The following is a 12,837-nucleotide window of genomic DNA, read 5'->3' on the forward strand; positions in this document are numbered from 1 at the left end:
TTTCAGGCAAGAATCAATGTAGATTATAAGAGCATTATGGAGGATAGTAGTTCAGCTTATAGTAAGAGTATAAGCGATGCAACGGCCTGCTCTCTGGATGTGTAGCATACGGTCAGTGCATCACATATACTCTCACAATCGCATCACTTTTTATTGCGATGTTACGCGTGTTGTTCGTGTCGCGCAACTACTTCATCGATGGTGCCAGCCATATAGAAATGATCCAGACGAATGCGGTCGTGGCGTCCTTCGAGAATTTCTTTGACCCCGCGTACCGTCTCCTGTCGCGAGACATATTTGCCCTCGATGCCTGTATAGATCTCGGCTACTGTCATAGGCTGAGTCAGAAAGCGCTGAAGCTTGCGTGCTCGCATGACCAGCGTTTTGTCCTCTTCAGATAGTTCATCAATGCCCAAGATGGCGATGATATCCTGTAGCTCTCGATTACGTTGCAGGACGCGCTGTGCTTCGCGCGCGATGCGATAATGTTCTACGCCAACCACTTTAGGATCAAGCAGGCGGCTGGTTGAGGTGAGCGGATCAACTGCCGGAAAGAGGGCTTGCTCGAAAAGGGAGCGCTCCAGCACGACCGTTGAGTCGAGATGGGCAAATGTGGTGGCAGGAGCCGGATCGGTGTAGTCGTCGGCGGGGACGAAAACGGCCTGCAACGAAGTGATCGAGCCTCTTCCTGTCGAGGCGATGCGCTCCTGCAATTCGCCCATCTCTTCCGCCAGATTGGGCTGATAGCCAACAGCCGAAGGCATACGTCCCAGCAGGGCCGAGACCTCAGCACCGGCCTGCGTAAAGCGGAAGATATTGTCGATGAAGAGCAGTACATCTTTGTTCTCTTCGTCGCGGAAGTATTCGGCCATTGTGAGCGCACTCAGTGCTACGCGCAGGCGAGCGCCCGGAGGCTCATTCATCTGCCCGAAGAGCATGACGACCCGTTGCAGGATATCAAGTTCGATGAGTTCTTCGTAGAGATCGTTGCCCTCGCGCGTGCGTTCGCCCACGCCTGCAAAGATGCTGTAGCCGCCGTGATTGTGCGCGATATTGTGAATAAGCTCTTTGATGATGACCGTTTTCCCGACGCCCGCGCCGCCAAACGTGCCAACTTTTCCGCCCTTCATGAAGGGACAGATCAGATCGATGATTTTCAAGCCGGTTTCCAGTATCTCAGCCTGAATCTGCTGGTCTTCGATAGAGGGAGATGGCTTGTGGATAGGGTGGAGCGGTGCCTCTGTCACTGGCTCTTTGTTGTCTACGGTTTGCCCAAGCACATTGAAGATGCGCCCCAATGTCTTAGGACCAACTGGAACCGAGATCGGTCTGCCCAGTGCTGTGACTTCGGTGCCGCGTTGTAAACCATCGGTTGCTCCCATTGCGATACAGCGCGTCCAGTTGTTGCCCATATGCTGTTCGACCTCCAGCGAGAGATCTGCGCTGCTATCCGCTATGTGTAATCGCAACTCTTCATAGATGGCGGGAAGCTGATCGCTGGGAAATTCGACATCCACGACCGCTCCCTGCACCTGTACAACCTTGCCTTTCACCTCAGTCTTTGTTGTTGTCATTCACATTACTCCTATACTGAGTGATATCTTGTTGTTCTGCCCCTACTGTACAAAAAAAGGGCAGTACGGACATGACTTGAATGACGTATTTGCGCGGTGCTGACGATGCCGAGGAAGACAGGCTGAGGGTAGGTAAAAATACGTAGATGGTTGTTACCAGGGGCGAGACTGATACTCAACCATTCGCCCCTGACAAAGCTAATGAGCGAGGGAAAGCTGCGGCTCTTGCGTCCAGGCCATTGTTTGCTGAACGAACAAGCGAGCGGCTGGAGATGCCTTTTCCTGTGACTTAACGGCGAGACCAATTTCTAATTGTTGTGGTGGATCAAGCGGGAGTGCCACTACACCCTCTAGCTTCTGGGGCAACAACATACGCGGCTGGACCGTGATGCCCAACCCCTCGCGAACCATCGCTAAGATTGTGGCGCTATCGGTGGCTTGATAACGCAGTCGTGGCCTGGCCTTGCTGATATCGATCCCCGCCATTTCCATCAGTTGAAATGAACAACCAGCCTTTGCCATCACAAAATCTTCTTCGTTCAGCTCGTGGGGCGGGACTGCATCGTATGCGTTCAGGCGGTGGTTGAGCGGAACAATGGCGCACAGTTCATCGCTGGCGATGCGCTTGCTCTCCATGCCTTTTGCTGGATGAACCACAAATCCAACATCGATAATGCTATTGCCAATCCACTCATGCACTTCAACCATTGTACCTTCAAAGAGAACCACATCGATTTCGGGATATTGCTGTTGAAAGCGCGTTAGCACGCTGGCGAGCAGTCCCGGACAGAGAGAGAGAATGCTTCCGACGCGCAACTTCCCTTCGGCGACTCCATGTGCAGCCTTTGCCTCCTGTTCGATGGCTTCGGCCTGTGCCAGCAGTTCTCGCACATGAGGCATGATCCGCTGACCGGTGCTGGTCAGCGCAACCACACCTTTGCGGTTGCGTTCTAGTAGCGTCACCCCCAATTCGCTTTCGAGGGCCGCCAGCGCGTGACTGACCGCCGATTGGGTCATATTTACCGCATAAGACGCTTCTGTAAAGCTGCCCATTTCGGCCAGCGCAACGAAACATTGCAGTTGGGAGAAGTTCATATGTTGATCCCTCATAAGATTATGACAAATATGATTTGCATTCATTATAGCCGAGCATGTATACTTCTGACAAGTGAAGAGATTGAAGGCAATCATCATTCCAGGTAACAAAGACGATATCCGAAAAGCTTTGTCATTATTGAATTTATAAATAGTGTGTATATTGGAGATAGAATACCCATGCAAGATTTTTCGTTAGAGCAGCAGCGCGATCAGGCTGTGCCTGTAAGCAGTAAGGAGACATCCACGCGTGTCAAACTGATTCACGTGTTGATTCTGGGAGGGTTGAACGCATTCGGGCCGCTCTCGACCGATATGTATCTCCCCTCGCTGCCCGCTATTAGCCGTGATCTGGGAGCTACGATGGCGCAGACACAGATTACCTTGAGCGCCTGTATTCTTGGGCTGGCGCTGGGGCAGGTGATTGCGGGGCCGATCAGCGATGCTATTGGGCGGCGACGGCCCTTGCTCATCGGTATCGCGGCCTATGTGCTGGCATCGCTGCTGTGTGTTTTCGCGCCATCAGTGGCAACGCTGACGATCTTGCGTTTTGTCCAGGGTTTTGCCGGGGCTGCGGGCCTTGCGATAGCGCTTGCCACCGCCAGCGATCTCTATTCTGGCGTTGCTCTGGCTCGCTGCTTTGCTCTGTTGATGCTGGTGCAGGGCATCTCACCTATCGTTGCGCCGGTTGTTGGCAGTCAGTTGCTCGTCATCACTTCCTGGCATGGCGTCTTTGTAACGCTGGCTCTCATCGGGGTGTTCATGCTGCTGGCCTCGGCGTTCGGATTAGGAGAGACATTGCCGATGCAGCGCCGCCAGAGCGGAGGTCTGGTTGCCACGTTAGGAGCTTTCCGTGATCTGTTGCTGGACCGTCGCTTTATCGGCTATGCACTCTCAAGCGGTTTCGCCTTTGCCGCGTGTATTGTCTACATCTCTGTGTCGCCGTTCGTGCTACAAAACATCTACGGTGTCTCACCCCAGATCTTCGGCTTGCTGTTCGGCATCAACGCTCTCGGATTAGTCATTATGAGTCAGGTCAGCGGCAGGCTTGTAGGTCGGATAGCGCCACAAAAACTATTGGCATGGGGAATGGCTGCTATCGCCATTGGTGGGGTTGCCCTGCTGGTGGTTGTACTGAGTGGTATTGGCCTTGTTGGGGTGTTGGCTTCGGCTTTTGTAATCACGGGCAGCCTGGGTTTCATTATGCCAAATATCACGACGCTGGCACTCAGCGATACGAAAGCGGCTGGGAGTGCATCGGCATTGTTAGGTGTGTTGCAACTTGCCCTCGGTGCTATCACCGCACCGCTGGTTGGTCTCGGTGGTACAGCATCCGCACTGCCGATGGCTGCTGTGATGGCTGCATTTGCCATTGCCACGCTTGTTACGTTCCTGGTGCTCTGCCGCCCTGCTCGTGTGTCGCAAGTTGGGTAGCGAATCATCGATCCAATCAGGCAAGATGTTGCGTGATGGCAAAGCGGGTAGCGGCGCTGCGGGAGGAGACACCTAATTTGGCGTAAATGGAGCGGAGGTGGGTGTTGACGGTGCGCGGACTGAGAATCAGCGTTTCGGCAATTCGCGCATCGGTCATTCCAGCCGCCACCAGCCGCAACACCTCCACTTCTCGCGCTGTTAGTCCGGCGGGATATGCTGGTGGGCGTGATTGCTGATTGTGTGCAGATTGTGCTGGTAGGCGGATCGTGGCGATCAGAGCTAGCACGAGATGGAGGGCCATTGACCAGCCAGATCCCCAGTTTTCTTGAAAGGCTGTCTCGTTTAGCTCCGTTCGCAATGTGGCTATTTCCTGTTCGTAGGCTGCTTCCTGTGCCGGAGTGCGAGGAACCTGTAGGGTATCGTGAAGAGCGCCGACCGCGCCAAAAAACTGTACGGAGCGTTCGGGCAGACCGGCCTGTTGGCACAGACTGGCGAATGCCTCAAGCGCTATCGTCAGGCCCAACTTATCTTCCAGTTCCCAGCAGAGATGAATGCTTTGCTTGAGCAGCAGGATGGCACGCTCAAGCTGCGATTGCCGACGAGCGCTATCGCCAAGACCAAAGAGCGCTCCCGCCATTGTAAGCCGGTCGCCTGATGCACGCGCCAGAGAGAGGCATTGTTCGTAGTAGTCGATAGCCTTTGGCAGCGAGTCGCGGAGCCGTTCGAGGTCGCCAAGCCCCAACAACAGGAGCGCGATACCGGGCGTGTGCCCCATTTCGCGAGTCAGGCGCAGGCTCTCTTTGAGATAACGAGCGGCGGTCGTCATATCTCCCCGGCAAATAGCGACCTGTCCCAGCCCGGTGAGCGCATTAGCCTTCTCCTGCTTATAGCCCAGCGTGGTTGCCAGGGAGAGGCTCTCTTGAAAGGTGGTCTGGGCCTCGCCATAGTTGCCCTCCAGACGCAGAATATCGCCGATGCAGTTCAGGCAGGTTGTTCTGTTCCAGCGGTCGCCGATCTCTTGAAAAAGCTGAAGGCTATGCTGATAGAAGATCTGGGCTGAGCGCAGACGCCCTTGTAGCCGCATCGTGCTGCCCAGATTGACCAGCACGTCGGCCTGACTGAAGAGGTCGCCACTTTCACGCAGGAGCATCAGGCTGATGTGATGACGAGTGCGTGACTGCCGAACCTTGCCCTGTTTATTCAACACTTTACCGCAAATATTGTGCAGGATGCCGCGGCACCAGCGATCCTCGTTCCCTTCCAGCGCTTGCATTCCCTTTTCCGCATGTTGCCAGGCGTGATCATAATTGCCCTGATGTAGCTCAAGCTGGGCCAGCATGCCATAGGAGAGCGCCTGAATAATCGGCTTCTCGATGGTGGCGGCAAAGAGCGCGCTTTCTGTCAATCGTTCTTGGGCAAGCGTTAATTCGTGGCGCGAACTGGCGATAATTCCTGCTCCATAAAGAACTTTGTTTCTGGCCTCCTGAGCTTCTGACGGAATAGATTTGTCGCTGGCGAGTAGCTCTTCAAACCAGTTACGGCCTTCATTGAGCAGGCGGCGATATTGCGTATATCCAACCAGCGCGCCGGCCAGACGCAGGCCCAGTACAATCTCTTTTCGCTCTATCGTCCAATGCAGTGCTGTCCACAGGTTTGCAGATTCACGGTCAAGCCGTCGCAACCAGCGATGTTGATCGACGCCTTGCAGGTAACGTTCTGCGCGCTCTGCCAGATGAATATAGTATTGTGCATGTCGCCGCTGGACAGCCTCGCATTCGTTCTGAGCATCCAATCGATCCAGCGCGTACTCCCGAATTGTTTCTAGCAGCATGAAGCGCAGTTCTCCAGTGTTCTCCTCAACGGGCCGGATCAGGCTTTTATCGACCAGCGAGGAGAGCAGGTCGAATGGCTCTATTTCGGCATCTTTGTTGATAGCCTCCGCAGCTTCCAGCGTCCATTGACCAACAAAGACGCCCAGGCGACGAAACATGCGTTGTTCGGCTTCGGTCAGCAGATCGTAGCTCCAATCGAGCGTGTTGCGTAGTGTTTGTTGACGTGCCGGCAAATTGCGTGCGCCGCCAGTAAGCAGGCTGAGTCTGCTATGCAGGCGGCTCAAGATTGCCTGTGGTGGGAGCAGCTTTACGCGTGCAGCTGCAAGCTCGATAGCTAGAGGAAGTCCATCGAGCTGTGTGCAAATCTGCGCAATGGTCTGCATGTTTTCGGGCGTCAGGGTGAAACCAGGTTTGACGGACTGTGCGCGTTCTACGAATAAGGTGACTGCCGCAAACGAGGCGATGTTCTGTTCAGAGGAAGAGACTGAGAGGTCCGGCACCTCTAGAGGATGGATGGTCAGCTCGTACTCGCCGTAGATGTGAAGCACCTCTCGACTGGTCGCCAGCACGTGGAGATGTGGAGCGTTTGCCAGTAGTTCGCTAATCTGATTGCCTGCCGTCAGCACATGCTCAAAGTTGTCGAGGATGAGCAGCAAATGTTTCTCGTGCAGATACTCGCAGAGCCGTGCAAGAAGCGGTTGATGAGGTACTTCTTCGATGTGTAGTGCCTGAGCAATGGCAGGGATAACCAGCACTGGATCGCGCAGAGGGGCCAGTGAGACAAAGAAGACGCCATCGTGAAAGTGCTTGAGAAGTCCCAGGGCAGCCTCCAATGCGAGGCGCGTCTTGCCAACACCGCCCGGTCCGGTGAGCGTGAGCAGGCGGCGATCCGGGCGGAGCAACTGCGTGGCAATGGTTGCTATCTCCTGGGACCTGCCAATTGTGGCGGTGAGTTGTGCAGGCAAGTAATGAGGGTATAGTGGTGGTTGCGCGGATTCCATTTGCCCCTGATCCTCTTGTGTGCTCTGTTGCGATGATGGCCGTCGTTTCTCTCTTTGCGGCTATTATCTCACCACTCAGCCATCATCGCAACAGGACAGTGATCAGCGCCTATTCGACAACGGTGGCGCGGCGAATGCGCGGATCGGTGAAGATATCAAACTCGTCGCGGCTGGTCGATGAGAACTCCGACACAATCGCCCCTTCATTGCCTGCCTGGAACCAGTGCAGCGTATTCGGGGGAATGGTATATTGCTCGCCCGGATGCAGTTCGATCTCATGTCTGACTGTATAGTAGTTTTCGCTGCCTGCTGGAGGCTGTGCCGAAAGATTGGCTGCTGGCTCGCCTTCCACATAGAGATAGACGGTTCCCTGACGGCAGCGGAAGGTCTCCTCTTTGCCCGGATCGTTGCCGATGGGTGGGTGGCGATGTTCCGGGCAGGTCTGACGAGGAAAGAGGATCAGCTCTTTGGCGCAATAACGATCGGTATTGATGTAAATAACCAGGCAGAGTCCCGTCTTTTCCAGTTCGCTCAGACCAAGATCGGCAACCTCGATCTTGCCAACCTCTTGCGGCGTCAACACGATACCTGCACGTTGCAAATAGTCGTTTGCTCGCGTCTGTGCGGCGGTAATCTGTTCCTGTGTCAGCATCTTTGCACCTTCTTTCATAAGTTGAACAAAATAACTCGATAATGATTAAAGCTTCGTCTGGGGAAGAGGTGGCAACATTACCACCTGCTGCTCGCGCTGTGATTGCAGGGCGGCAGTAAATAAAAGGTGGCTCTGGGCCGTTTCTTCGGGCGTGACGCAATGGAAAGGCTGGCGCATAGCGTCGCGATGGACAAGCTCGTCGCAGAACGTGGCCCACATTTGCAGGATCGAATCGGAGAAACCGAACTCGAAGATGCCACCCGTGATGGAGGGATAGGCCGAGACGGAGCCGAGATCCTCCACTTGCCAGTGTTGCGAGCCTCCACTATAGGCCATTGTTCGCAGCGTTTTGGGGTATTTCGTGCTGAACTCGGCCGAAAACTTTGTTCCCAGGATACGGATGTACCAGGTGTTGGTTTCCCCCGGAGCAATGCGTTTGGTCTCTAGCAGCATCGGGAAGTGCTGCTCGCGGGTCTGGACCTCGCAGGCAAGAATGGCGTTGTCCCATGTCTCACAGGCAACCATATTGCCATCGGGTCCGGGCCGTTCGGTGACGATATTTGAGAGCAGCGCCCGTACGTTCGCAGGAAACCAGCCAGAGCGCAAGGGAATATGTAGGACGTGCATGCCAAGATCGCCCATGCAGCCATACTCGCCGTTGGTGGCGATACGCCGTTTCCAGTTGATCGGCTTGTTCGGGTCAAGGTCGCTACTATGCAAAAAGCCTGCCTGCGCCTCGATAATAGTGCCGAAGCGCTGTTCACGGATAAATTCGTAGATCTTTTGCGCTGCTGGGAAGAAGGGCATCTCAGAGGAGCAGCGCACCAGTAATTCAGGATGTGCCTGGACCGCTTGCATAATCTGACGATTGGCTGCCTGGTCAATTCCGAACGGCTTTTCACCAAGCAAGTGCTTTCCCGCCTGGATGATATCGATGTATAGCCGCTCATGCAGATTATGCGGGACGGCACAATAGATGGCGTCTATATCCGGGCTGGCGAGCAAATCATGATAATCTTGCGTAGCGATCTGGATGGTTGGGATGTTTTCCTGAAACCAACTGAGCATGGTGGTGTTGGCATCGCAAACGCCCACGATACGTGGGATGACATCCTGATCCAGCAGGTGGCACCAGCGCGCAACCGCACTGGCAAACTCTCGTCCCATCAGGCCGCAGCCGATAATGCCAAATTTCACTTCGCGTTTTTGCATGGACCTTACCCTTCTTTCAGTATGTGTAGAGCCTGCTCAGGAGTTGCGTCGTGGTGGACGATGTGCATCAACGCTTTCACCATGCTTGCCGGTCGTGGATGCTGGATCACGTTGCGCCCATAGACGATGCCTGCCGCGCCCTGATGCATCACCTCGTGTGTGCGGGTGAGGATTTCCTCTTCTGATGCTTTGCCGCCGCCTCGTACCAGGACGGGACAACCGGCTGCAATCTCGATCACCTGATGATACTGGCTGGCATCATCGCAAGGATCAGCTTTAATAACGTCGGCCCCCAGTTCGACGGCCTGGCGTACGAGGGGCAGAATTTTGTCGATATCGCCATCGACCATGTAGCCGCCAGCCTTCGCGTTCTCTTGCATCACCAGCGGTTCGATCATCAAGGGCATGCCGTAGCGGGTGCATTGCGGCTTCAGGCGACAGATATTTTCGACGCACTGCGCATAAAGTTCGGGCTGATCCGGCAACAGCAGCAGATTGATCACAACGCAAGCGGCATCCAACGCCACCGCCTGCTCGACCGCGTTCTCGATCAGACGACTGAACAGGAAGCGTGGCAGCGTTTTGCCATAGACGTTGGCGGCATCGGTACGCAGCACCAGTGATGGCTTCTCTTTGCCTGGCTGGTCTTGTAGAATGGGAGCCAGTCCGGTACTGAGCTGGATCGCATCGGGATTGGCGGCGACGACAGTTGGAATAGCTTTGCGCATATCTTCAATGCCAGCGAGGAATGAGCGCTCGTTAAAAAAGCCATGATCGATGGCGACATCGAAGCAGCGCCCATCAGCGGCGAATAAACGACGTAAACGGGGAGTGATATTCATAGTGATATTCCTTTCGTAATCCTGATGTAACTATAGTACCTGGAAAGGAAAGATCGCAAGATATAGATATATCGTCACTTGTTTTTGCTCCAACCTGACTTCTTCTGGAAGTACATACAAATACAGAGAAAAAGTGAAATTATAGATGGGCTATGTTGATTCATATCTCTGTGTATGATACATTATTGCTATAAAGGCTGTAAAAACATATCCATCAGTAAAAGAAATGCTTCATCTCGTTGGGTGTAGAAAAGGCAAGAAAGAGCTTTCGTGCGAGGAGAGAAAATACGATGCAAACTCCACAGACCGATAAAGATTATATGAATGGGATGCATCAGAGAGACGTGGAACATCAGTCCCCGGAAGATAGCATTGCAGAGCAGGATAGGTGGCAAAAATGGCGTCAGCCGCTTGTCGGCTATATTTGTGTGTTTCCCTTGCTTGCTATCATGCTCTTGCTGACGCTGGCAATCAGGCAGGTGGTGCCGGACTTTGCCTATCATTCTTCGGTCTGGATGCTGGTTGTAGTAGTAGTGGCGTTAATCTGGGGAGTCGGTCCTACCTTACTCATGATGGTACTTGGCCTGATCTCCCTTGATCTCCTTTTCAGTCTTCCTGCTGATAGGCTGAATATGGTTCGCTGGCCGAACGTCATACAGCAATTGCCCTATATAGTTGCGGGGTTAGGTGTTGCCGTCATCACCTCACAACTGGATCGTAGCAGGCGGCGCGCGCAGGTTGTGGGCCAGCATTTGCAGGAATATGCTGATGAGCTTGAAGATACTAATCAGCAGCTAGCGGAGGTGAACCGGAGGTTGGAGGAGGCAAATCAGATGAAGGATCGCTTCCTCTCCATTACTTCGCATGAGCTAAAGACGCCGGTGACGACTATTCTGGGGCAATCGCAATTGTTGCAGCGCCGTTTGACGAAGTGGAAAGAACCCGTTGTGGAGGTGGCGAAGGTCAAGCCGACGTTGGAGAGCATCGATGGGCAGACCAGACGTTTGACCGGCCTGATCGATGAGCTGTTGGATGTCAGCCGCATCCAGGTGGGCAAAGTGACGCTGAATAAGCAGATGGAAGATATCAATAAAATCTGTCAGAGTGTGGTTGAGGATCAGCGCCTCGTGTCGGGAAGAGAGATACGGCTGTCGCTGCCGCCTGCGCCAGTCGAATTGCTGGTTGATGGTCAGAGAGTAACCCAGATCATGAGCAATCTTATTGGCAATGCTGTGAAGTACTCATCGGCTCCTGCCCCCATCGAGGTGGCTATCAGGCTGGAGGGGGATCACGTATTGTTTGAAGTGCGCGATCATGGGCGTGGGATGTCGCGAGAGCAGGTAGAGCGCATCTTTGAGATGTTCTATCGTGCGCCTGAAGCCGAGTCGTCCAGAACGCAGGGATTGGGGCTGGGACTGGCAATTGTGAAAGATCTTGTTGAACGGCACAATGGGCGCATCTGGTGTGAATCAGAAGAGGGGAAAGGCAGCAGCTTCTTTGTGGAGTTGCCGCTCGCTGTTAGCATCCAGACGCAAAGCCATTGACATCATAAACGGCAGATGGTATCTTTGCTACAAGTCCTTTACTATGAAGCGAAGGCGACCACTACTTGTAGATCTGGAAGGAAATTGTATGGTATCGAGACGACGAAACGTACCGCACGGTGAAGGTTTTGCGCTCGTCCAGGCACGTGTCAAGGCGTTGTACACGTTGCCCAGGGCCGTACTATGTTTTTTTTCGGATCTTCTTTCAGAGAAAATGCGCTGATACAAAAGCTTGAGAGCACAGCGCAGAACGTCGAACCGACAGGCTGTGGGCGATACAGGTGATCTCGCTCGCGGCTTTTCTTTTTGTCTCCATCGTTCCTTTCTTACAAGCTTCCGGGCGGGATACATGTCGCCTCGGTCTCTTTTGCATGTTCAAATGAATGAGAATGGAGCTTGTAATGAAATCTACATCGAAGCCAGTCGTTGAAACGCAGGTAATGCAACCGCTCTGGCGGAATCGCGATTACCTGCTGTTGCAAGGCGGCCAGATCGTTTCGTATATCGGAAACCAGCAACAGTTTATGGCGCTGCCGTTGCTGGTGTTGTTGCTCACAGGATCGGCAGTGCAGGCGGGCATTGCCGTTGGTTTGAATACTGGCGCGATCATTGTCGTCAGCCCGATTGCTGGTGCGCTGGTGGACAGGTGGAATCGCAAAGCAACAATGCTGATCTGTGATGCTGGTCGAGCGCTCGCGACGTTTACGGTCCCGCTCGCTTTCTGGCTGCACCTCTTGACGATGCCCCAGATATACATTGTTGTTGCAATCGCCGGTATTTTTGGCACGGTTTTTAGCGTCGCAAACACCGCTGCTTTACCCAACGTGGTATCTCAAGAACAGCTACCAACAGCCCTTGCACAATCGCAATCGGCATATACGGTTATTCGTGTGTGTGGTTCACTGGTCAGCGGCGTGTTGTATAGCATCGGGGCTGTGTTGCCATTTCTGGCGAATGCTGTTTCGTTCGCTGTATCGGTACTGTCGCTGGGCCTTATTCGTGGCAATTTTCAAACGGCCAGGGAAGAAACGACTCGCCAATCGCTCTATAGTGCTATCTCAGAGGGCTTTACCTGGCTTTGGAAGCAGCCCGTCTTGCGATTTCTCACCATTCTTGATGGCGCTGATAGTTTGCGTTATGGAGCTGGCTATCTGGTGATTCTCGTGCTTGCGAAGGAGCTACACGCGTCGGCGGGAGAGATTGGTGCAATCTTTACGGCGGCGGCAGTGGGAGCGCTTGGTGGCAATCTGGTCAGTAATCGTGTGCGGAGGTTGTTAAGCTTTGGCATGATTGCGGTCAGCATGCTCTGGCTTGAAGCGCTGGTCTTTCCCTTCTACGCGCTTGCTCCGAACATTTTCGTCATGGCCCTCATCGCCATTGCTGAAGAGTTTATCGCTCCCATCTACACGGTTGCTTTGAACACATATAGACAGGTTGCAACGCCGGATACGATGCGCGGTCGGGCTGCCAGCACCGTACAACTGGTAACGCAGGGCGCTCAATCGTTGGGAGCCATCGTGGGAGGTGTTCTGGTTCAGACGGTGGGTGCGAAATGGGGCGCGCTCATTCTGGGAGCGTGGCTGATCATGCTGGCGATCACGACCACGCTCAATAGGCGCGTGCGCCGTGCATCGCTTGAGATATAATAGGC

At 54.0% G+C, this 12,837-nt stretch carries 9 protein-coding genes; 3 read left to right on the plus strand and 6 right to left on the minus strand.

Annotated features, from left to right (window positions below):
* Window positions 1–161: 161 nt before the first annotated feature.
* Window positions 162–1,574 (minus strand): F0F1 ATP synthase subunit beta, encoded by a 1,413-nt coding sequence (gene atpD, locus K3T83_RS27800; RefSeq protein WP_220206172.1) that lies wholly within the window; start codon window positions 1,572–1,574, stop codon window positions 162–164.
* Window positions 1,575–1,772: 198 nt separating this feature from the next.
* A complete protein-coding gene (locus K3T83_RS27805; RefSeq protein WP_220206173.1) occupies window positions 1,773–2,669 on the minus strand; it encodes a LysR family transcriptional regulator in 897 nt (298 codons plus the stop codon).
* 180 nt (window positions 2,670–2,849) lie between these two features.
* On the opposite strand from K3T83_RS27805, the gene K3T83_RS27810 reads away from it, so the two are divergent.
* Complete coding sequence (locus K3T83_RS27810) at window positions 2,850–4,103, plus strand: multidrug effflux MFS transporter (RefSeq protein ID WP_220206174.1); 1,254 nt, start codon at window positions 2,850–2,852, stop codon at window positions 4,101–4,103.
* A gap of 16 nt (window positions 4,104–4,119) precedes the next feature.
* Here the strand turns inward: K3T83_RS27810 and K3T83_RS27815 are convergent, their stop codons facing one another.
* From K3T83_RS27815 to K3T83_RS27830, 4 genes are all read right to left on the minus strand, one after another.
* Window positions 4,120–6,936: a tetratricopeptide repeat protein gene (locus K3T83_RS27815; protein ID WP_220206175.1), complete on the minus strand. Its 2,817-nt coding sequence runs from the start codon at window positions 6,934–6,936 to the stop codon at window positions 4,120–4,122.
* A 109-nt stretch (window positions 6,937–7,045) separates the two neighbouring features.
* On the minus strand, window positions 7,046–7,570 hold the full coding sequence (locus tag K3T83_RS27820; RefSeq protein ID WP_373324618.1) for a D-lyxose/D-mannose family sugar isomerase: 525 nt from the start codon (window positions 7,568–7,570) through the stop codon (window positions 7,046–7,048).
* A 63-nt stretch (window positions 7,571–7,633) separates the two neighbouring features.
* The gene (locus K3T83_RS27825; protein WP_220206177.1) at window positions 7,634–8,800 is read right to left on the minus strand and encodes a Gfo/Idh/MocA family protein; all 1,167 of its coding nucleotides are present in this window, start codon (window positions 8,798–8,800) and stop codon (window positions 7,634–7,636) included.
* 5 nt (window positions 8,801–8,805) lie between these two features.
* Window positions 8,806–9,642: a class I fructose-bisphosphate aldolase gene (locus K3T83_RS27830; RefSeq protein ID WP_220206178.1), complete on the minus strand. Its 837-nt coding sequence runs from the start codon at window positions 9,640–9,642 to the stop codon at window positions 8,806–8,808.
* 290 nt (window positions 9,643–9,932) lie between these two features.
* Between K3T83_RS27830 and K3T83_RS27835 the strand changes: the two genes are divergently transcribed.
* Both K3T83_RS27835 and K3T83_RS27840 read left to right on the plus strand, forming a co-directional pair.
* A complete protein-coding gene (locus K3T83_RS27835) occupies window positions 9,933–11,186 on the plus strand; it encodes an ATP-binding protein (RefSeq protein ID WP_220206179.1) in 1,254 nt (417 codons plus the stop codon).
* 401 nt (window positions 11,187–11,587) lie between these two features.
* Window positions 11,588–12,832: an MFS transporter gene (locus K3T83_RS27840; RefSeq protein ID WP_220206180.1), complete on the plus strand. Its 1,245-nt coding sequence runs from the start codon at window positions 11,588–11,590 to the stop codon at window positions 12,830–12,832.
* Window positions 12,833–12,837 lie beyond the last annotated feature (5 nt).

Source organism: Reticulibacter mediterranei, from assembly GCF_016587455.1.

Coding starts and splice junctions, on each gene's coding strand:
- atpD (WP_220206172.1), bottom strand. CDS start 1,574: ATGACAACAACAAAGACTGAGGTGAAAGGCAAGGTTGTACAGGTGCAG.
- K3T83_RS27805 (WP_220206173.1), bottom strand. CDS start 2,669: ATGAACTTCTCCCAACTGCAATGTTTCGTTGCGCTGGCCGAAATGGGC.
- K3T83_RS27810 (WP_220206174.1), top strand. CDS start 2,850: ATGCAAGATTTTTCGTTAGAGCAGCAGCGCGATCAGGCTGTGCCTGTA.
- K3T83_RS27815 (WP_220206175.1), bottom strand. CDS start 6,936: ATGGAATCCGCGCAACCACCACTATACCCTCATTACTTGCCTGCACAA.
- K3T83_RS27825 (WP_220206177.1), bottom strand. CDS start 8,800: ATGCAAAAACGCGAAGTGAAATTTGGCATTATCGGCTGCGGCCTGATG.
- K3T83_RS27830 (WP_220206178.1), bottom strand. CDS start 9,642: ATGAATATCACTCCCCGTTTACGTCGTTTATTCGCCGCTGATGGGCGC.
- K3T83_RS27835 (WP_220206179.1), top strand. CDS start 9,933: ATGCAAACTCCACAGACCGATAAAGATTATATGAATGGGATGCATCAG.
- K3T83_RS27840 (WP_220206180.1), top strand. CDS start 11,588: ATGAAATCTACATCGAAGCCAGTCGTTGAAACGCAGGTAATGCAACCG.